Source organism: Pelomonas parva, from assembly GCF_043555835.1.
Classification (GTDB): Bacteria; Pseudomonadota; Gammaproteobacteria; order Burkholderiales; family Burkholderiaceae_C; genus Pelomonas; species Pelomonas parva.
The window spans coordinates 25,542-44,319 of the sequence record NZ_JBIGHV010000008.1; the positions used below are offsets into that span (position 1 = coordinate 25,542).

Here is an 18,778-nt window from a genome sequence, read left to right on the forward strand (position 1 = left end):
GGCCAACGCCCGGAGACAGGTTTCAGAGCTTGTAGCCCAGCGTCACGTAGTAGCGGCGGCCGGACCAGGCCAGCTCGTTCGGGCGCGACAGGTCGCCCGCATAGCTCAGTTCGGCCTGGTCGGTCAGGTTCTTGCCCTCGATGGAGAGGGTGAAGTTCTTCGTCGCCTTCCACTGCAGCTTGGCATCCAGGTAGCCGGTCTTGTCGCGGAAGTTCGGGTTGCCCGACACGTCGTTGCCGCCCGTGTAGTACTTGTCGCGGTGGTGGTAAGCGACGCGCGCATTGATCACGTCGTTGTCGTACCACAGGCCCACGTTGTAGGCGTTCTTGGACAAGCCCGGGTAGGGCAGTTCCGAACCGTCCAGCGCGCTGACCAACTGGTTGCCGGCGGCATAGCTGTAGGTCATGCGGGTGTAGTTGGCATTCACGCCGAAGCCACTCAGCCAGCCCGGCAGGAAGGTCAGCGCCTGGTTGCCGTCCAGCTCGATGCCCTGGGTCTTGGCGCCCTGGCCGTTGATGGGCTGGGTCACGTCGAACAGGCGGCCGTCGCCGTAGAAGTTCACGCCCGGCTGGTAGATGTTGCTGCGCACGTAGGTGTCGATGTCGGTGCGGAACAGCGCCAGCGAGAGCTTGGTGTCGCGGTTGGGGTAGTACTCCAGGCTCAGGTCGTACTTGGTGGCGCGATAGGGCTTGAGGTCTGGGTTGCCGGCCGTGCAGTCGTCGGTGCCGTCGCCGTTGGGGAACGCCGGGTTGCCGCTGCCGGTCGTGCAGGTCACGTTGGGTGCCAGCAGGTTCAGCGCGGGCCGCGACATCACCTTGGCCCAGCCGCCGCGAACGATCAGCTTGTTGGGGACCAGTTGCAGCGCGGCGTTCAGGCTGGGCAGCACGTCGTTGTAGCTGTTGTCGATGGTGACCACGTTGTTGGAGATCACGCGGACCGTGCAGCTCGTCAACACGGTCGGGTCGCAGAGGCGGTCCACCTGCACGCCGGTGGACGACACGTCCGTCTTGGCGTAGCGAACGCCGATGTTGCCGTCCAGCGGCATGCCGAAGACCTCGGTGCCCCAGTCCAGGCGCGCATAGGCGGCCTGGGTCTTCTCCTTGATGTAGAAGGCCGGGATCTGCGGATAGGTCTTGCCGTCGTTGCCGGGCGTCTCGTACAGGTAGTTGGGGTTGAACGCGCTGGTGTCGAAGATGCCGGACGCTGCAGCAGCCGTGTAGCTGGGCGCCGTCCAGTTGCTGGGCAGGCCGGAGGTGCCATAGCCGCCCATGAAGGTGCCATCCGTCTTGGTGCGGATCGCGTTGACGATCTCCTGCATCCGCGCGGCGTTCACGAACGACTCCCTGTTGCCGCTATTGATGTAGCTCTGCGCAACGTTTGGGCGCTGGGCTGTGCCGGTGTACAGCGGGTCGAAGTTGATGATCTGGTTGACGTTGGCCGTGCGGGCGTTGATGTCCACCGCTTCGTCCACCGCAGAAAGGCTGCCGTTGTTCTGCACCAGATAGCCGCCGCCGTTGAACTGGCGCGCGCTGTTTTCCTTCGCCTGGCCGCCGAACCACAGGGTCTGGAAGAAGCCGTGGTCGAAGTTGTACTGCAGGTCCAGCTTGCCCATGCGCTCCTTGTGCTGCGTGGCCGTCGGGCGGTATTGCAGCTGGGCCTGCACGTAGGAGGAGGCGTTGTCCGGGCTGTAGTTCGCCGGGAAGGTGAACTGCGGCAGGCGGTCGGCACCGAGCTTCACGACCAGGCCCGGCGCGTTCTGCGTCAGGATGACGTTGTTGGTCTCGTTGGCGTAGTCGGCCTGGGAGTCGACCAGCTGGCCTTCCACGCGCCAGGCGTTGTTCCGGTACTTGAAGCCGACATCGGTGTACTTGGACTCGCTGTCCTGGGCGAAGTCGCGCGCCGACGTGCTGAACGCCCCCTGGCCGCCCTGGCCCGCCACATTCAGGCAGTTGCCGACGGTGAACTGGGTGACGTGGTGGTTCTCGACCACCATGCCGGCCGGCGTGGCGGCGGTGCTGGCGCCCGTGCAGGTGCCGCCCGAAGGAACGGCCGTGGCGTTGTAGGTCGGCGCATTGCCCGGCGCGGACAGGCGGGTGACCGCCGAGAAGTCGGTGCCGAAGTTGCGGTCGTTGAGCGTCGAATCACCCGTGTTGACCTTGTGGCTCACGTAGGCGTCGAAGTCCTTCGTGAACTTGTACTGCGCGGTCACGTCGATGGAGGTGCGCTTGTGGTCGCGCGTCCAGATGCCGTAGCGCGAGATACGCGGCGAGTAGTCGAACCACTGCCGGTTGCAGTCGGCGAGGTTGGTGGCGTTGCCCGTCAAGGCCGAGCAGCCGGTGCGGCTGGTGATGGCCGCTGCGGCGGGGTTCAAGCTGGTGAGCGTCTTCTCGTCCGAAAAGTCCCAGTCGCGCAGGAAGGCCCAGGAGGTGTTGCGGACGAAGTCGCCGCGCGTCAGCACATTGTCGTAGACCAGCATGCCCATGACGCCCAGCTTGCCGTCCAGGAACTTGTCGGCCACCAGGATTGAGCCGCGCGGCTGCACGCCACCGCGCAGGCTGCCGCTCTCGCCCGACAGCTGGATCGACACGGTGCGCTTGGTGAAGTCCAGCGGCTTGCGCGTGATGATGTCCACCGTGCCGCCGATGCCGCCTTCGGTCATGTTGGCGGTGACGCCCTTGACCACGTCGATGGACTGGATCATCTCGGCAGGCAGCTCGCGCAGGTCGGCGCCGCGGCCGGTGCCGCCGTTGCTGTTCAGCGCCGTCATGCCGTTGATCTGGATGCGGTTCAGGTCGGGCTCGACACCGCGGATGGACACCTGGGTGCCTTCGCCGAAATCGCGCGACAGCTGCACGCCCGTCACGCGGGACAGCGCCTCGCCGACGTTCTTGTCGGGGAACTGGTCGATGTCTTCCGCGACCAGGCTGTCCTGCACCGTCGACGCATTCTTCTTGCGGTCGTTGGCGCTCTGGATGGAGCGGCGGATGCCGGTCACGACGACGGTGTCGAGCTGGTTGGTCTCGGCCTTGGCGGGCGCGGCCGAAGCGGCGGCGGCCGGTGCGGCGGCGGCCTGGGCGTGCGCGGCCTGGCCGGCCAGTGCGGCGGAGATGGCGAGCGCCAGCGGCGTCCAGCGCGGTGCGCGCAGGGTGTAGGTGTTCAGCATATGTCTGCCTCCAGAAATACTTGCGAGATGATTGCTATGCAGCAATCTTCATATTGCCCTGCGGGCAGTCTAGGGGCCTGGTTTCGGCCTGTGTTTGGCGCCGGCCAAAGAATCAAGGACGTGATTGCTTGGCGTCAGGCAAACCCTGGTGCGCGCAGCTATCGGTCAAAACCGTGAGCGAAAGCGCCGCATCTATGTTGCAGTGCCGCATGCGTGCGGCAGGCGCATATCAGTTCCAGAATCTGTCGCAGCAATATTTGACTTCGCTCCACACATATTGCTTGGATATTCAACGCCCGCAGTGATTCAGGGTTTGCGGGCCAGCCAGGCCTTCGGCACGGGGATCACGCAGATACTCATCTCGCGCCCGTCCGCAGCCAGCATGGCGGACTGGATCTGGATCTTCCGGCCGTCCGGGCTGAAGGTGGGGTGGGGGTGGTCACGCGCGGTGTCCTTGTGGCCGGCGCTGAGACGGATCATTTCGCGCGTCTTGCGGTCGATCAGGTAGATGTCGCGGTTGAAGTCGTCGCCCACGGCGAAGCGGCCATCCGGCGAGCCATGCACATGCCACAGACCGCTGCCCTTGTGGGTCTGGCCGGCGATGGTCATCTCGCGCGTGCGCAGGTTGACGATGGCCAGGCCCGTGGGCTTCTCGCGCGTGCCGGAGTTGCCCCAGCTCGTCTCCTGGCCCGGGTTGGCGCCGCCGACCTCGGTACCAGGCGCGCGAGCCGGGTCTTCCACGCCAGGGACGGGGCGGTGGCCCATGATGGCCAGCGCCACCTCGTCCTTGCCGATGATGGCCTCGTGGGTCACCCACTCGTAGGATGCCTCGGGATACAGCGGGCGCAGGCCGCTGCCATCACCCTTGACCGTCCAGGTGCGCTGCGGCGACTTGCCGCCCGTCTCCCAGCTGAACACCAGCTCGCCCGGGCTCCACAGGTTGGACTGGATGTGGCCGATCTGGAAGGGCACGGAGACGACGTCCTTGAACTCGCCCGTCTTCACGTTGACCTTGCCGATGGCATGCGGGCCGGCACCCATGCGGCGCGGGCCGAAGGGCGGCTCGATCTTGGTGCCGGCGGGCAACCGCGCGCCCGCGTAGTCCTTGCCCTGTATGCGGAAGTAGAACCACTGGTTGTCGGCGTCCAGCGCGTTGTCGCCATAGGCCTCCAGCTCGGCCGGCAGCGTCGCGATGACGCGCTGGTAGACATCCGCCGACTTCAGCACGCGGGCCTTGCTGTCGGCAAACACGCGGTCGAGGTCTACCTCGATGACCTGGCGCACCTTGGGGTCACCCCCGGCCGGGTCCTTGCGCAGGAAGTAGAGCTTGTTGCCGCCCGACTGCGACAGATTGAGCATGCCCTCATAGCCGCCCTCAGTGACCTGCACCATCTCGCCGCTGCGCTCGTTGACGGCGATGGCCTCGCCCTTCACGCGGTTGGAGCGGAACACCAGCCACTTGCCGTCGGCCGTCCACTGCGGGTGGCTGGGGTAGATCTTGGAGTCGCCGTGCGGCTTGGTGGTCAGGAAGGTCAGCGGCGTGCCGGTGACGGGGTCCTTGACGACGCGCTTCTCGGACGGGAAGCGCTGGCCGATCTGGGCCCAGGCCGAGCCGAGGGCCAGGCTGAGCAGAACGCCGAGGAACAAGGTGCTTTTGGAGCGCATGGCAGGGCCTGCTGGTCGAAGTGCGGCGACTCTAGGCCCGGGTATGTCAAGGACTGTTGCTGGCCGTCAATCGCTCAAGAACTTGCGCTATCCCGGCTGCCCGGGGCGGCGCGAGCCTCCTAGCATGCGCGCCATGACGCCCAAGCCCACCCGCCGCCTCGTTGCGGCCCTGTTGCTCGCCCTGCCCCTGGCCCAGGCCCATGCGCAGGAGTTCACCGCCACGACCGACCCCGCGCGCGCCCAGGTCCAGCTGCCCGAGCCTGCCAGGCCCGAGCTGCCCTCGCTGATCCTCATCGGCGACTCCACCGTGCGCAACGGCCGCGACGACGGCCAGGGCAAGGGCGCCGAGGGCCAGTGGGGCTGGGGCAACCCCATCGCCGCCTATCTGGACACGAACAAGATCAACGTCGTCAACCGCGCCGTCGGCGGGTTGAGCAGCCGCACCTACCGCAGCAGCGGCCACTGGGACCGCACCAAACCCTTCATCAAGAAGGGCGACTGGGTGGTCATGCAGTTCGGCCACAACGACGCCAGCCCCGTCAACGACAACAGCCGCGCCCGCGGCGTGCTGCGCGGCACGGGGCCCGAAAAGGAAGACATCAACAACCTGCTGACCGGCAAGCCCGAGACCGTCTACACCTACGGCGCCTACCTGCGCGGCTACATCGCCGAGATCCGCGCGGCGGGCGCCACGCCCGTCGTCGCCTCGCCGGTGATCCGCAAGCGCTGGGAGGCGGACGGTGCAACGGTGATGCGCGCCGGCGGCAACTTCGCCGGCTGGGCAGCCGAGGTGGCCAGGCAGGAGAAGGTGGCCTTCATCGACCTCAACGAATGGGGCGCCAAGCGCTACGAGGCACTGGGCAAGGCGACCGTCGAGACGTTTTTTCCGGCGGACATGCCGCAGGAGACCGTGCACACCAACTGGCTGGGCGCTGCGGTGAACGCGCAGCTCGTCATCGCCGGCCTGATCCAGAACAAGGTGCTGCCTGACGCCGTCTACAAGCAGCGCTTCGCGCCCGATGGCAGCGACGACCGGCCCGTCGTCGATGCGCGCAAGGTGAAGGTCGAAGCCCCGCGCGACCCCAAGCTGCCCAGCCTCGTGCTGATTGGCGACTCCACCGTGCGCAGCGGCGGCCAGAACGGCGCCTACGGCTGGGGCGAGCGCCTCGCCGCCTTCTTCGACACGCAGCGCATCAACGTCGTCAACAACGCCATCGGCGGCCGCAGCAGCCGCACCTTCTTCACCGAAGGTCGCTGGGCCTCCGTGCTCGACCAGCTGAAAGCCGGCGACACGCTGCTGATCCAGTTCGGCCACAACGACGGCGCCCGCATCGGCGACCCGGCCGGCAAGAACCGCGGCTCGGTGCCCGGCATCGGCCCCGAGGCCGTGGAAGACACCCGGCCCGACGGCACGAAGGAGATGGTGCAGAGCTTCGGCTGGTACCTGGCCCGCTACATCAACGACGCCAAGGCCAAGGGCGCGAGCGTCGTCGTGCTGTCGCCCATTCCGCACAAGGACCGCTGGAAGCCCGAGCAGCCGCGTGACTTCGAGAACTACGCCGCCTGGGGCGAACAGGTCGCCCGAGCGAACGGCGCCCAGTTCATCGACCTGACGATGCGGGTCGCCGAGGCCTACCGCGCGGTTGGTGCGGAGAAGGTCGACACCTTCTTCTCCGACGCCCGCACGCACACGAATGACGCCGGCGCGGTCTTCAACGCCACCCAGCTCGTCGAGGCGCTGAAGCGCCTGCCGGGCCAGCCACTGCAACCCTTCCTGCGCCCCGCCGCGCCGTGATCTGCGCAGACCGCTTGCCAGTCTCAAAAAACTTCGCTTAGAATGGCGGGCTCAGGCGCTTTAGCTCAGTTGGTTAGAGCGATGGAATCATAATCCACAGGTCCGGGGTTCGAGTCCCTGAAGCGCCACCAAACAAGTCGAGAACGGCCCGAGCAACCCTCGGGCCGTTTTCGTTTCCGCAGCGTCCGCATGACGCCGCCTCGCAGCCACTGGACATGCCATGTACCGCTGTGTTCTTGCCCTGACGCTCGCCGTCAGCAGTCTGGCCGCCCAGGCCCAGCAGCACCGCTCCTTCACGCCGCAGACCCTGCGCGGCGAACTCGTGGTCACTCAGCACCCCGACGTGCTGATGAACGGCAGGTATGCGCGCCTCGCCCCCGGCAGCCGCATCAAGGGCGACACCAACCTGCTTGTGCAGCCCGGCGCCATCACGGGCCAGAAGCTGGTGGTGCACTACACCGTCGAGAACAGCGGGCTGATCATGGACGTCTGGATACTGAACCCCGCCGAACTGGCCAACAAGCCCTGGCCGACGACCCGCTCGGAGAGCGCCACCTGGCAGTTCAACCCCGGCGACCAGACCTGGATCAAGCAATGACTGATACGACCCACAAGAAGGTCTACATCAAGACCTTCGGCTGCCAGATGAACGAGTACGACTCGGACAAGATGGCCGACGTGCTGGGCGCCGCCCAGGGCTACGAGCCGACCAACGACCCCGAGCAGGCCGACCTCATCCTCTTCAACACCTGCTCCGTGCGCGAGAAGGCGCAGGAGAAGGTCTTCAGCGACCTCGGCCGAGTCAAGCACCTGAAGGCCAAGGGCGTCATGATCGGCGTGGGCGGTTGCGTGGCCTCGCAGGAAGGCGCTGCCATCATCGAGCGCGCACCCTACGTCGACGTCGTCTTCGGCCCGCAGACGCTGCACCGCCTGCCCGCCATGCTTGACGCCCGCCGCGAGCAGCGCCGCCCGCAGGTGGACATCTCCTTTCCCGAGATCGAGAAGTTCGACCACCTGCCGCCGGCCAAGGTCGAGGGCGCCTCGGCCTTCGTGTCGATCATGGAAGGCTGCTCCAAGTACTGCTCTTACTGCGTGGTGCCCTACACCCGCGGCGAAGAGGTCTCGCGCCCCTTCGACGACGTGCTGACGGAGATCGCCGGCCTGGCCGACCAGGGCGTCATGGAGATCAACCTGCTGGGCCAGAACGTCAATGCCTATCGCGGCAGGATGGGCGACACCACAGAGTTCGCCGACCTGGCCCTGCTGCTGGAGTACGCGGCCGAGATCCCCGGCATTCAGCGCCTGCGCTTCACCACCAGCCACCCCAACGAGTTCAGCCCCCGCCTCATCGAGGCCTACGGCAAGATCCCGCAGCTGGTGAACCACCTGCACCTGCCCGTGCAACACGGCAGCGACCGCATCCTGATGGCCATGAAGCGCGGCTACACGGCGCTGGAGTTCAAGAGCACCGTGCGCAAGCTGCGCGCCATCCGCCCGGACCTGCGCCTGGCCAGCGACTTCATCGTCGGCTTCCCCGGCGAGACCGACGAGGACCACGCCAAGCTGATGAAGCTGGTGCACGACGTCGGCTTCGACGCGAGCTTCAGCTTCATCTTCAGCCCCCGCCCCGGCACGCCCGCTGCGGCGCTGGAGGACACGACGCCCTATGAAGTCAAGGTGAAGCGCCTGCAGGAGCTGCAGGCGGCCATTGAAGCCCATGCGCTGACGATCTCGCAAGGCATGGTCGGCAAGGTCGAGAAGGTGCTGGTCACCGGCACCGCTCGCAAGGATTCGACGGAACTGATGGGCCGCACCGAGTGCAACCGCATCGTCAACTTCCCCGGCTCTCAGCGATTGATGAACCAGCTCGTGGATGTGCGCATCACGACCGCCTTCGCGCACTCGCTGCGCGGCGAGGTTGTCACGACGGAAGAAGTCCTCAGCGCTTGACGCTGAGCAGCCACCACTGCGGCAGGGCCACGCCGAGCACGAGCAAGGCATAGCCTGCCATCTTGCCGTCACGGCCCAGCAGCAGCACGGCGGCAATGACGGCCGCCGTCCCGCCCGCCGCACCCCACATCCACAGCCGCCGCCACGCCAGAGATTTCGCCTCGCGCCGCCAGACGCCCTTGATCGCCAGCGCCAGCAGCGCCGCCAGCCCCCAGGCCGGTGCGAACAGGTTGGCGATGTGCCAGAAAGCGTCGAGAGGGCTCATTCGGACTTGACCGTTGTCAGAGGCGGCAAAGCGGCGAATCCTACAATTCACTTCCCATGTCGGTCTTCGCTCTTGGCCTGAATCACAACACCGCCCCGCTCGATCTGCGCGGGCGGTTTGCGTTCACGCTCGAGCAACTGGCGCCGTCGCTCGCTGGCCTGCGCCAGAAGCTGCCCGGCGCGCCCGAGGCCGCCATCCTGTCGACCTGCAACCGCACCGAGGTCTACGTGGCCGCACCGTCAGCCCAGGTCCAGCCGGCCATCGCCTGGCTGGCGCAGACGGGTGGCGTCGAGGCCGGCGCGCTGCGCGAGCATGCCTATGTGATGCAGGGCAGCGCCGCCGCGCGCCACGCCTTCCGCGTCGCCAGCGGGCTGGACTCCATGGTGCTGGGCGAGCCGCAGATCCTCGGGCAGATGAAGCAGGCCGTGAAGGAAGCAGAGGCCGCCGGCGCTTTAGGCACCACGCTGCATCAGCTCTTCCAGCGCAGCTTCTCGGTGGCGAAGGAAGTGCGCAGCTCCACCGAGATCGGCGCCCACTCCATCAGCATGGCCGCTGCCGCCGTGCGCCTGGCCGGCCAGCTGTTCGAGGACCTGGCCAAGACGCGCGTGCTCTTCGTCGGCGCGGGCGAAATGATCGAGCTGACCGCGACTCACTTCGCGGCCAAGACGCCACGCCACATGGCCGTCGCCAACCGCACGCTGGAACGCGGCGAGAAGCTGGCCATCCGCTTCGGCGCCGAGGCCGTGCGCCTGTCCGACCTGCCCGACCGCCTGCACGAGTTCGACATCGTCGTCTCCTGCACCGCGTCCAGCCTGCCGCTGATCGGCCTGGGCGCCGTCGAGCGCGCGCTGAAGAAACGCAAGCACCGCCCGATGTTCATGGTCGACCTGGCCGTGCCGCGCGACATCGAGCCCGAGGTCGCCCAATTGGACGACGTCTACCTCTACACCGTCGACGAGCTGGCCCAGCAGGTGCAGACCGCCGGCGAGAAGCGCCAGGCCGCCGTCGAGCAGGCCGAGGCCATCGTCGAGACCGGCGTGCAGAGCTTCATGCACTGGCTGGACCAGCGCCACACCGTGCCGCTGATCCAGGCCCTGCACGCCCAGGCCGACGACTGGCGCGCGCTGGAGATCGCCCGTGCCCGCAAGCTGCTGGCCAAGGGCGCGGACGTGGACGAGGTACTGGATGCGCTGTCCAAGGGCCTGACGCAGAAGCTGCTGCACGGCACGCTGGCCGAACTGAACGCCAGCGATGGCGAGCAGCGGCTGCAGCTGGCGCAGACGGTGTCGCGCCTGTTCCTGCGCGGCAACAAGCAGTCTTAGCGGCGCTCACCGCCGCCGCCCGGCGCGTGCATCGCGCCGCCTCCTGACTGCTTCTCCGATCCCGCCATGAAAGACTCCCTGCGCCAGCAGTTCGACCGCCTCGGCTACCGCCTTGCCGAGCTGGACACCATCCTCGCCGACGGCAGCATCGCTGCGGACATGAAGCGCTACCGCGCGCTGACCCGGGAGCAGTCCGAGGTCGCCGGCCTCGTCGATCGCTACCGCCGCTATCAAGCGCACGAAGCCGACCTCGCCGCCGCCCGCGACATGCTGGCCGACCCGGAGATGGCGGAGATGGCGCGCGAGGAAATCGCGAACGCCGAGTCCGCACTGACCGCGCTCGACGCCGAGCTGCAGCTCGCGCTGATCCCGAAAGACCCCGACGACGAGCGCAACGCCTTCCTCGAAATCCGCGCCGGCGCGGGCGGCGACGAGTCGGCCCTGTTCGCCGGCGACCTGGCGCGCATGTACCTGCGCTTCGCCGAAGGCCAGGGCTGGCGCACCGAGATCCTGTCCGAAAACGTGTCGGACCTGGGCGGCTACAAGGAACTGGTGGTGCGCATCGAGGGCGACGGCGTCTACGGGCGCCTGAAGTTCGAGAGCGGCGGCCACCGCGTGCAGCGCGTGCCGGCCACGGAAGCCCAGGGCCGCATCCACACCAGCGCCTGCACGATCGCCGTCATGCCCGAGCCCGACGAGGCCGAGGCCATCACGCTGAACCCGGCCGACCTGCGCATCGACACCTTCCGCGCCAGCGGCGCCGGCGGCCAGCACATCAACAAGACCGACTCCGCCGTGCGCGTCGTTCACCTGCCGACCGGCATCGTCGCCGAATGTCAGGACGGCCGCAGCCAGCACAGCAACAAGGCCAAGGCGCTGCAGGTGCTGCAGGCGCGCATCCAGGACAAGGAGCGCAGCGAGCGCGCCGCCAAGGAGGCCGCCACGCGCAAGGGGCTGATCGGCACCGGCGACCGCAGCGACCGCATCCGCACCTACAACTTCCCGCAGGGCCGCCTGACCGACCACCGCATCAACCTGACGCTCTACAAGCTCGGCCAGATCATGGACGGCGACCTGGCTGACGTGATCCAGGGGCTGCTGGCAGCGCAGGCGGCGGAGCAGCTGGCGCAGCTGGAAGAAGGCCGGGCATGACGGTCGACGAGGCGCTGGCCCTGGCCCGCCAACTCGGCGTCGAGCGCGGCGATGCGCAGACCTTGATCGGCCACCTGACCGGCCACGACCGCGCCTGGCTCATCACCCACGGGGACGCGCCCGCGCCCGGCTCCGAGGCCGCGCTGTGCCGCCTGGCCGCTGGCGAGCCATTGGCCCACCTGACCGGCTGGCAGCCCTTCCACGGCCTGGTACTTCAGGTCACGCCGGCCACGCTCATCCCCCGCCCCGACACGGAAGCCATCGTCGACTGGGCGCTGGAACTGCTGGAAGACCTGCCAGGCCAACCGAGCGTCGTCGACCTTGGCACCGGCAGCGGCGCCATCGCGCTGGCCCTCAAGGCCGCCTGCCCGCGCGCCCAGGTCATGGCCGTCGACTTCAGCGCCGACGCGCTGGCCGTCGCCCGCACCAATGGTGAGCGCCTGGGCCTGTCCGTCGACTGGCGCCACGGCAGCTGGTTCGAGCCACTGGCCGGCCAGCGCTTCGGCATGATCGTCAGCAACCCGCCCTACATCGCCGGCGACGATCCGCATCTGCCCGCGCTGCGCCACGAGCCCCTCACCGCCCTCACCCCCGGCGGCGACGGCCTGGCCGACCTGCGCGCCCTCATTGATGCGGCGCCGCAACATCTATCGCCCGGCGGCTGGCTCTTGTTGGAGCACGGCTGGGATCAAGCCGACGTGGTAGCGCAACAACTGTCCGCGCGCGGTTTTGCCGCTCCCGCCCTGCGCCGCGACCTGGCCGGCCGGCCCCGCGCCAGTGGCGCGCGCTGGCCCGGTTGACCGCCGCCCCTGGTTTGCGTGAGGTTTTGCCACCAGTTCGTCATTCCCGCGAACGAACAGCCGGCGTAGTATCAAACCCCGGTGCCCTCTCGTGCACCGCGCGGGAGACGATCATGATCCGCCTCGTTAGCGCTGCAGTCCTGAGCCTCTCTGCCCTGCCGGCCTTGGCCGCCGACGCCGACGCCGACGCCAGCCCACGCTGGCAGGCCCGCCTGCAACTCAGCAGCATCGCCAGCGCCTCCGACCCGGCGCCCCGCTTCAACGGCTCGCGCGTGCTCAGCGCCAACCTGCTGGGCGACTACTACCTCACAGGCTCCGGCCTCTCCAGCGTGAACGGCGGCCTGCGCGCCACCGGCGGCATGCTGATGGGCCCGCTGTCGCTGTCGCAAAGCAGCGGCGGCCTGGCCTTGGGTGGAGGGCCGCTGTCGGCCGGCCGGCGCAGCCTGGTGCTCAGCGGCCCCGATGCCTACACGCTAGAACCGAGCGCCAACCTGTCCTATGTCGGCATCGGCTACACCGGCCGCCTGCAAGGCAGCGGCTTCGCCTTCAGCGCCGACCTCGGCCTGATGTCGGGCAGCGTCGGCGGCCTGCGCCTGGGCGGTCGCAGTGCCGCTCAAGGCTTCGAGGATGCGATGCGCGACCTGCGCTTCAAGCCCTTGCTGCAACTGGGTCTGGCCTACAGCTACTGACCGGCCCGTCGCCGCGTCTCGGATAATTGCGCTTTCGCCTTTTCCGAGAATTGCAATGAGCGACGTTCAGCAACGCATAGACGACCTGGTCAAGTCCAACCGAGTCGTGCTCTTCATGAAGGGCACGGCCCAGTTCCCGATGTGCGGCTTCTCCGGCCGTGCCATCCAGATCCTGAAGGCCGCCGGTGTCACCGACCTGAAGACCTTCAACGTGCTGGAAGACGAGGAAGTGCGTCAGGGCATCAAGGACTACGCCAACTGGCCCACCATCCCCCAGCTCTACGTCGGCGGCGAGTTCGTCGGCGGCTCGGACATCATGATGGAGATGTACGAGTCGGGTGAGCTGCAGCAGGTCTTGACCGCCGCGTGACTCGTCTCGTCGTCGGGCTGACGGGTGCGACCGGCGCGGCCTACGCGCTACGGCTGTTGCGGCGCGCACGCGAGCTGGGCGTCGAGACGCACCTCATCGCCACGCCCGCCGGCATCCTGAATGCGCACCACGAGCTGGGGCTGGACCGCTCCACGCTGGAGGCCGAGGCCGATCACGCCTACTCGCCCGGCGACATCGGCGCCTGCATCGCCAGCGGCAGCTTCGCCACGGCCGCCATGGTCGTCGCGCCCTGCTCGATGAAGTCGCTCGCGGCCATCGCGCATGGTCTCGGCGACAACCTGTTGACCCGCGCCGCCGACGTGACGCTGAAGGAGCGCCGCCGCCTCATCCTGATGGTGCGCGAGACGCCGCTCAACCTGGCTCACCTGCGCAACATGGTGGCGGTGACCGAGATGGGCGGCATCTGCTTCCCGCCGCTGCCGGCCTTCTATCACCACCCCAAGAGCATCGACGAGATGGTCGCCGAGACCGTCGAACGCGTGCTCGAAGTGGCGGGCATCTCGGCCGCCCAGCCCAAGGTCTGGACCGGGCTGTAGGGAAAAGCTGAACAAGGCCCTCAGTCGGGGTCCGGCGAATAGGGCGGCAGTCGATGCAGCAACTCCGCAGCCCGGAGGTCGCCTTCCTCGGCCATGTCGACCAGCGTGCTGCGCAACCACCGCTCCACCTTGGGCGGCCGCACGGGCAGCGCCGCCACGTCTGCCAGCCGGTTCCAGCGGTTCGGATTGGCGGACTCCTTGTAGCCCTGCAGCAGCGCCGACAAGTCTTCCTCTTGGCCCTCGCGCACGACCCGGCGCGCCAGCAAGTCGGCCTGCGGCAGCGGCGAGCGCGCGATGGCGTAGAGCCCGACCCAGGCCCGCTTGTGCGAGGAGCCGACCAAGTGCCCGGCCCAGTCGATGACGCCCGGATCGCCCGCGTTGGCGAGCGTCAGGGCGGACTCGTATTGATCGTCGCTGTCGCGATAGGCGGTGCCGACGCGCGACGCCAGCATCTCGATGGCTTGCGGCGACCCGTGGCGCGCCACCCAGGGCGCGAACAGCAAAGCCTCCTCGCTGCTGGCCTCACGCATCGCCTGCAGCACGAGTTCGGCGTGTGGCGCCGCCGCAGCGAGGCCCGCCACCCTGGCGATGGCGGCACGCTGTTCCTTGTCCGCCGTCAGCGCGAACCGGGCCAGCAGCGCTGCGGCGACTTCGGCGTCACGCGCATGAACGGCGAAATCTGCGACGGCATCGGCGTGCCGCACCCACGCGCCGGTATGGATCATCCCCAGCATCAACGGCCTGGCCTCGCGGTGAGGTGCATTGGCGAACGCCCACAGCACATCGTCGCGACTGATGGCACCACGCCGAGGCTGGCCGACGGGCAGATCCTGCTCACTGGCTTCGTACAGAGCCATCAAGTCCGCGAACGACTTGTAGGCACTGGGGCTGGCAAAGTGCGTGTCGATGTCGCGCACCAAGGCCCTGGGCGACCCCGGCGACGCGCGCCTGGCCTGGGCCTGCAGCGCCCTTAGCGCGGCATTCTCCCGTTCGTAGCTGCCCAGTTGGCTGACTTCCACGTAGCGCCGCACGGCCATCACCCACGGCGCCGCCGGGCCCGACACCTCCTCGTTGATGCGGGTGTAGGGGGGCATCTGGATGGAGAGCGCCAGCACCTTGTCCTTCGGGTCATGCGGCAGGAACAGCAGGTAGGTCGCGCCGACACGGTAGTCGTAGACGTTACAGCCGCCGGAAGCCGTCCAGGACCGCAGCGAACCGAAGTGATGGCTCGGGAATGGCTTGCGGATCTCGGGCGCACCTTCGACCCTGAAGCGCCGCGCCGGCGCCGCGCCCTTCAACGTCTCCTCCGGCGTGAACGTGAACACGCCCAGGTCGTGTTCTCGCGGCTCGTAAGCCACTGCCTTGGCCAGCAGGATGATCTCGGCGCGCTTGACGAGGTCGTAGTTGGACGGCGCCAGATAGCCGGGGAGCAACGAGCACGCGGCAGCCTGGAACGCGGCGCCAAGACTCGCCCAGACGAGGAGACGCCGGAGCCGCGCAGCCAACGAACGCCGCGTCGCCATCACTTCTCTCCGGGCAACAGCCACAGCCGCCGCGACGCGAACACCGCGTTCGGATACTCCGGTCGCCCCCGGCTGCCGTTGTAGCGGCCCAGCGCCAGGTACAGGTCGCCTTTCTCGATGTCGAGGTAGTGGCGCAGGATGACGCAGCCGAAGCGCAGGTTGGTCTGCATGTGGAACAGCCGCCCGGCATCGCCATCACCGATGACCTTGGCCCAGAACGGCATGACCTGCATATAGCCCCGCGCGCCGGCCGTGCTGATGGCGTACTTGCGAAAGCCGCTCTCGACCTGGATCAGGCCCAGCACCAGGCTGGGTTCCAGGCCGGCACGCTTGGCTTCGTACCAGACCGTCTCCAGGAACTCGATGCGGATCTGCGTCTCCGTCTTGCGCTTCTTCAGCCGCTCGCTCATCGTGCCCAGCCAGGTCAGGTAGGCCATGCGGGCATCGTCCCGCTCGAACTTCGGCCGCGGCGGTGCGGCCTGCGCGATGGACGCGCTCAGCGCCGAGCGGATCGAATCCACCAGCGGCTCCTCGCGCTGCGCGCCGGCGCTGGCCTGGGGAGAAGCCAGCAGCAGCAGCCCGCCCAGCAGCAGGCTGCGGCGTGCAACCGATGTCGTCGCGACGACGTTCTTGTTCACCATCATTTCGACAACCACGACTCCAGCGGCAGGCGGCCGCGCCAGCGCGGCGCCAGCGCCACCCACAGGCTCCAGTAAAGCAGCGCCAACATGCCCAGCGCGGCCGTGCCCAACGGCAACGCCAGGCCTGCGCCGCTCAGCAGCGCCAGGCTTAGCATCGAGCTGCCGATGTACAGGCTGAGCGTATGCCGACCGGCCAGCGCCAGGCGCGCCATGGCAGCCTCGCGGCGCTGCGCCGCCAGCACCAGCCACGGCACCAGGCCGGCCAGAAGCGGCATCGCCACATACATGCTGAACGCGTAGGCCACATCCGCCCAACCCGGCTGGGCAGTGCGCAGGCCGTGCCACAGCGCCAGGCCCCAGGCCACGTTGAGCGCGAGGCCGGGCCCCAGCCAGCGCCGCGCACAACGCTGCAGCGCGGGCCGCCAGCGCGGGTGGCTGAACAGGCGCAGACGGGCGGCGAACAGGCCTGCCGTCATCAGGCCCAGCGGCAGCAGGAAGCCCAGCAACAGCATGCCCATCAGGTTGACGAAGAAGCCCCAGCCATTGAGCGCCAGCCAGCCCGACCAACCCATGGGCGTTGCCAAGGAGGCCGACACGGCACGCGGCTCATCTGCGGCCAGATGAATCATCCAGGGTGCGACCAGCACGATCAGCACCAACTCCACGCCCAGCAACGTGATGAAGCGCCGCCGCAGCTGCCGCAAGCGCAGGCGCGACCAGTTCAACATCAGCAGCCCGCAGGCTGCATAGAGCGTCAGGATGTCGCCAGCGTAGACCAGCAGCCCATGCGCCAGGCCCAGCAGCAACAGCCGGCCCATGCGACGCCGCCGCACGACATCGGCCTGCGCACCGCGCGCCTGCCTCGACAGCCCCTGGCTGTAGCCGAACAGGAAGGCCAGCAGCGTGATGCCCTTGCCGGCCAGCAGCGTCGCGATGGCGATCAGCCAGCCCTGCGCCAGCCAGGACTGCGCAGGCGTCGCTGCGCCCAGCGGGCCGCCATCGGGCAGCGAGGCGTAGCCGACCCAGTTCACCGCCACCACCGGCAGCAGCGCCAGCGCGCGCAAGGCATCCACCGCCAGGTCGCGAGGCGGCTGGCGCCGCGCGTCGGTCACGCCAGCTTTTGCTTCAGGTGCGCCACCACATCGCCCACGGCAACCTTGGTCGCGGCCTCGTCGCGGCGGCCCTGGTACTCGACCTGCCCCTCCTTCAGGCCACGGTCGCCCAGCACGACACGGTGCGGGATGCCGATCAGCTCCCAGTCCGCGAACATCGCGCCCGGGCGCTCGCCGCGGTCGTCCAGCAGTACGTCCACGCCCAGCGCCTTCAGCTCGTCGTAGAGCTTGTCGGCGGCGGCCTTCACGTCCGCGCTGCGGTCCGCGCCGATGGGGCAGATGACCACGGTGAACGGCGCGATCGCGTCCGGCCAGATGATGCCGCGCGCGTCGTGGTTCTGCTCAATGGCCGCGCCCAGGATGCGCGTCACGCCGATGCCGTAGCAGCCCATCTCCATGAGCCTGGGCTTGCCGCTCTCGTCCAGGAAGGTGGCGTTCATCGCGGCCGAGTACTTGGTGCCGAGGTAGAACACATGGCCCACCTCGATGCCGCGCTGGATGGCCAGCACACCCTTGCCGTCCGGCGAGGGGTCGCCGGCGACGACGTTGCGGATGTCGGCGATGACGTCGGGTTCGGGCAGGTCACGGCCCCAGTTCGCGCCGGTGAAGTGGAAGTCCGCCTCGTTGGCACCGCAGACGAAGTCGGCCATGTTGGCGACCGTGCGGTCGGCGACGATCTTCAGCGGTGCCTTCAGGCCGATGGGGCCGAGGTAGCCGGGCTTGCAACCGAAGTGCGCGTCGATCTCGCCGCCGGTCGCGAAGCGGAAGCCACCCTTGAGCCCGTCGACCTTGCCCACCTTCACTTCGTTCAGATCATGGTCGCCGCGAACCAGCAGCAGCCAGACCTGGGTCTTGACGATGTTGCCGTCCTTGTCCAGCTCATCGGTGGCCAGCACCAGGGACTTGACGGTCTGCGCCAGCGGCAGACCCAGCAACTCGGCGACGTCCGCACAGGTGCTCTTGCCGGGCGTGGGCGTCTTGGTCAGCGCCTGCGTCGCCGCACCTCGGGAAGGGATGAGCGCCACGCCTTCGGCCAGCTCCATGTTGGCCGCGTAGTCGCTGGTCGGGCAGTAGATGATGGCGTCCTCGCCGGTGTCCGCGATGACCTGGAACTCGTGCGAGCGGTCGCCGCCGATCGCGCCGGTGTCCGCCGCCACGGCACGGTATTGCAGGCCGAAACGGTCGAAGATCTTGCCGTAGGCCGCGTACATGTTGTCGTAGCTGCGGCCGGCCGCCTCCACGTCACGGTCGAAGGAATAGGCGTCCTTCATCGTGAACTCGCGGCCGCGCATCAGGCCGAAGCGGGGCCGGCGCTCGTCGCGGAACTTGGTCTGGATGTGATAGAAGTTTTTCGGCAGCTGGCGATAGCTGCGCAACTCCTGGCGAGCGATGTCGGTGATCACCTCCTCGCTGGTCGGCTGCACGATGTAGTCGCGGCCATGGCGGTCCTTCACGCGCAGCAGCTCGGGGCCCATCTTGTCGAAGCGGCCGGTCTCCTGCCACAGCTCGGCGGGCTGGATGACGGGCATCAGGCACTCCACGGCGCCGGCCGCATCCATCTCTTCGCGGATGATCTTCTCGACTTTGCGGATGACGCGAAGCCCCATCGGCATGTAGTTGTAAATGCCCGCACCCAGGCGCTTGATCATGCCGGCGCGCATCATCAGCCTGTGGCTGACGACCTCGGCATCTGCGGGAGCTTCCTTGAGCGTGGAGACGAAGAACTGGGAGGCTTTCATGCGCGGTACCAAATGCGAAGGCCGGGTGAAAACCC

General features: G+C 68.1%; 16 protein-coding genes and 1 tRNA gene. 10 read left to right on the forward strand and 7 right to left on the reverse strand.

Annotated elements, in window-relative coordinates; all coding sequences use genetic code 11:
* Window positions 1-22 precede the first annotated feature (22 nt).
* Both ACG00Y_RS20275 and ACG00Y_RS20280 read right to left on the reverse strand, forming a co-directional pair.
* The gene (locus ACG00Y_RS20275) at window positions 23-3,163 is read right to left on the reverse strand and encodes a TonB-dependent receptor (RefSeq protein WP_394481998.1); all 3,141 of its coding nucleotides are present in this window, start codon (window positions 3,161-3,163) and stop codon (window positions 23-25) included.
* 306 nt (window positions 3,164-3,469) lie between these two features.
* The gene (locus ACG00Y_RS20280; protein ID WP_394482000.1) at window positions 3,470-4,828 is read right to left on the reverse strand and encodes a TolB family protein; all 1,359 of its coding nucleotides are present in this window, start codon (window positions 4,826-4,828) and stop codon (window positions 3,470-3,472) included.
* Between the two features lie 133 nt (window positions 4,829-4,961).
* Here ACG00Y_RS20280 and ACG00Y_RS20285 point away from each other — a divergent pair, with 133 nt between their 5' ends.
* From ACG00Y_RS20285 to miaB, 4 genes are all read left to right on the forward strand, one after another.
* Window positions 4,962-6,623 carry a rhamnogalacturonan acetylesterase gene (locus ACG00Y_RS20285; RefSeq protein WP_394482001.1) on the forward strand — a complete coding sequence of 554 codons (1,662 nt, stop codon included), beginning with the start codon at window positions 4,962-4,964 and terminating at the stop codon, window positions 6,621-6,623.
* Between the two features lie 54 nt (window positions 6,624-6,677).
* Window positions 6,678-6,754, forward strand: a tRNA-Met gene (locus ACG00Y_RS20290).
* A gap of 89 nt (window positions 6,755-6,843) precedes the next feature.
* Window positions 6,844-7,221, forward strand: coding sequence for a hypothetical protein (locus ACG00Y_RS20295; RefSeq protein ID WP_394482003.1), 378 nt, complete (start codon window positions 6,844-6,846; stop codon window positions 7,219-7,221).
* Window positions 7,218-8,573 (forward strand): tRNA (N6-isopentenyl adenosine(37)-C2)-methylthiotransferase MiaB, encoded by a 1,356-nt coding sequence (gene miaB, locus ACG00Y_RS20300; RefSeq protein ID WP_394482005.1) that lies wholly within the window; start codon window positions 7,218-7,220, stop codon window positions 8,571-8,573. Before ACG00Y_RS20295 ends, miaB begins: the two co-directional genes overlap by 4 nt.
* Here miaB and ACG00Y_RS20305 read toward each other — a convergent pair.
* Window positions 8,563-8,838 carry a hypothetical protein gene (locus ACG00Y_RS20305; protein ID WP_394482007.1) on the reverse strand — a complete coding sequence of 92 codons (276 nt, stop codon included), beginning with the start codon at window positions 8,836-8,838 and terminating at the stop codon, window positions 8,563-8,565. The two genes, miaB and ACG00Y_RS20305, sit on opposite strands and share 11 nt — an antisense overlap.
* Before the next feature lie 56 nt (window positions 8,839-8,894).
* Between ACG00Y_RS20305 and hemA the strand changes: the two genes are divergently transcribed.
* The 6 genes from hemA to ACG00Y_RS20335 all read left to right on the forward strand — a co-directional run bounded on the left by hemA (window position 8,895) and on the right by ACG00Y_RS20335 (window position 13,728).
* Window positions 8,895-10,160 carry a glutamyl-tRNA reductase gene (gene hemA / locus ACG00Y_RS20310; protein ID WP_394482009.1) on the forward strand — a complete coding sequence of 422 codons (1,266 nt, stop codon included), beginning with the start codon at window positions 8,895-8,897 and terminating at the stop codon, window positions 10,158-10,160.
* Between the two features lie 66 nt (window positions 10,161-10,226).
* Window positions 10,227-11,312: a peptide chain release factor 1 gene (gene prfA / locus ACG00Y_RS20315; RefSeq protein ID WP_394482011.1), complete on the forward strand. Its 1,086-nt coding sequence runs from the start codon at window positions 10,227-10,229 to the stop codon at window positions 11,310-11,312.
* On the forward strand, window positions 11,309-12,112 hold the full coding sequence (gene prmC / locus ACG00Y_RS20320; RefSeq protein WP_394482013.1) for a peptide chain release factor N(5)-glutamine methyltransferase: 804 nt from the start codon (window positions 11,309-11,311) through the stop codon (window positions 12,110-12,112). Before prfA ends, prmC begins: the two co-directional genes overlap by 4 nt.
* A 113-nt stretch (window positions 12,113-12,225) precedes the next feature.
* On the forward strand, window positions 12,226-12,801 hold the full coding sequence (locus ACG00Y_RS20325; RefSeq protein WP_394482015.1) for a hypothetical protein: 576 nt from the start codon (window positions 12,226-12,228) through the stop codon (window positions 12,799-12,801).
* A 55-nt stretch (window positions 12,802-12,856) separates the two neighbouring features.
* Complete coding sequence (gene grxD / locus ACG00Y_RS20330; RefSeq protein WP_394482017.1) at window positions 12,857-13,171, forward strand: Grx4 family monothiol glutaredoxin; 315 nt, start codon at window positions 12,857-12,859, stop codon at window positions 13,169-13,171.
* Window positions 13,168-13,728 (forward strand): UbiX family flavin prenyltransferase, encoded by a 561-nt coding sequence (locus ACG00Y_RS20335; RefSeq protein WP_394482019.1) that lies wholly within the window; start codon window positions 13,168-13,170, stop codon window positions 13,726-13,728. The genes grxD and ACG00Y_RS20335 overlap by 4 nt, the downstream gene beginning before the upstream one ends.
* A gap of 20 nt (window positions 13,729-13,748) precedes the next feature.
* Here the strand turns inward: ACG00Y_RS20335 and ACG00Y_RS20340 are convergent, their stop codons facing one another.
* The 4 genes from ACG00Y_RS20340 to ACG00Y_RS20355 are packed head-to-tail and all read right to left on the reverse strand — an operon-like array spanning window position 13,749 to window position 18,743.
* Window positions 13,749-15,251, reverse strand: a complete 1,503-nt coding sequence (locus ACG00Y_RS20340; RefSeq protein WP_394482021.1) for a hypothetical protein — start codon at window positions 15,249-15,251, stop codon at window positions 13,749-13,751.
* Complete coding sequence (locus ACG00Y_RS20345; protein WP_394482529.1) at window positions 15,251-15,892, reverse strand: lytic transglycosylase domain-containing protein; 642 nt, start codon at window positions 15,890-15,892, stop codon at window positions 15,251-15,253. The genes ACG00Y_RS20340 and ACG00Y_RS20345 overlap by 1 nt, the downstream gene beginning before the upstream one ends.
* A complete protein-coding gene (locus tag ACG00Y_RS20350; protein WP_394482022.1) occupies window positions 15,892-17,004 on the reverse strand; it encodes a DUF418 domain-containing protein in 1,113 nt (370 codons plus the stop codon). The genes ACG00Y_RS20345 and ACG00Y_RS20350 overlap by 1 nt, the downstream gene beginning before the upstream one ends.
* Entirely contained in the window at window positions 17,001-18,743 is a 1,743-nt protein-coding gene (locus tag ACG00Y_RS20355) for a proline--tRNA ligase (protein WP_394482024.1), read from the reverse strand. Before ACG00Y_RS20355 ends, ACG00Y_RS20350 begins: the two co-directional genes overlap by 4 nt.
* Window positions 18,744-18,778 lie beyond the last annotated feature (35 nt).

Excerpts from the sequence above, each read along its gene's own strand:
- ACG00Y_RS20285 (WP_394482001.1), top strand. The coding sequence starts at position 4,962 with ATGACGCCCAAGCCCACCCGCCGCCTCGTTGCGGCCCTGTTGCTCGCC.
- ACG00Y_RS20355 (WP_394482024.1), bottom strand. The coding sequence starts at position 18,743 with ATGAAAGCCTCCCAGTTCTTCGTCTCCACGCTCAAGGAAGCTCCCGCA.
- ACG00Y_RS20295 (WP_394482003.1), top strand. The coding sequence starts at position 6,844 with ATGTACCGCTGTGTTCTTGCCCTGACGCTCGCCGTCAGCAGTCTGGCC.
- ACG00Y_RS20345 (WP_394482529.1), bottom strand. The coding sequence starts at position 15,892 with ATGGTGAACAAGAACGTCGTCGCGACGACATCGGTTGCACGCCGCAGC.
- ACG00Y_RS20340 (WP_394482021.1), bottom strand. The coding sequence starts at position 15,251 with ATGGCGACGCGGCGTTCGTTGGCTGCGCGGCTCCGGCGTCTCCTCGTC.
- ACG00Y_RS20275 (WP_394481998.1), bottom strand. The coding sequence starts at position 3,163 with ATGCTGAACACCTACACCCTGCGCGCACCGCGCTGGACGCCGCTGGCG.
- ACG00Y_RS20325 (WP_394482015.1), top strand. The coding sequence starts at position 12,226 with ATGATCCGCCTCGTTAGCGCTGCAGTCCTGAGCCTCTCTGCCCTGCCG.
- prfA (WP_394482011.1), top strand. The coding sequence starts at position 10,227 with ATGAAAGACTCCCTGCGCCAGCAGTTCGACCGCCTCGGCTACCGCCTT.
- ACG00Y_RS20305 (WP_394482007.1), bottom strand. The coding sequence starts at position 8,838 with ATGAGCCCTCTCGACGCTTTCTGGCACATCGCCAACCTGTTCGCACCG.
- miaB (WP_394482005.1), top strand. The coding sequence starts at position 7,218 with ATGACTGATACGACCCACAAGAAGGTCTACATCAAGACCTTCGGCTGC.
- prmC (WP_394482013.1), top strand. The coding sequence starts at position 11,309 with ATGACGGTCGACGAGGCGCTGGCCCTGGCCCGCCAACTCGGCGTCGAG.
- ACG00Y_RS20280 (WP_394482000.1), bottom strand. The coding sequence starts at position 4,828 with ATGCGCTCCAAAAGCACCTTGTTCCTCGGCGTTCTGCTCAGCCTGGCC.
- hemA (WP_394482009.1), top strand. The coding sequence starts at position 8,895 with ATGTCGGTCTTCGCTCTTGGCCTGAATCACAACACCGCCCCGCTCGAT.
- grxD (WP_394482017.1), top strand. The coding sequence starts at position 12,857 with ATGAGCGACGTTCAGCAACGCATAGACGACCTGGTCAAGTCCAACCGA.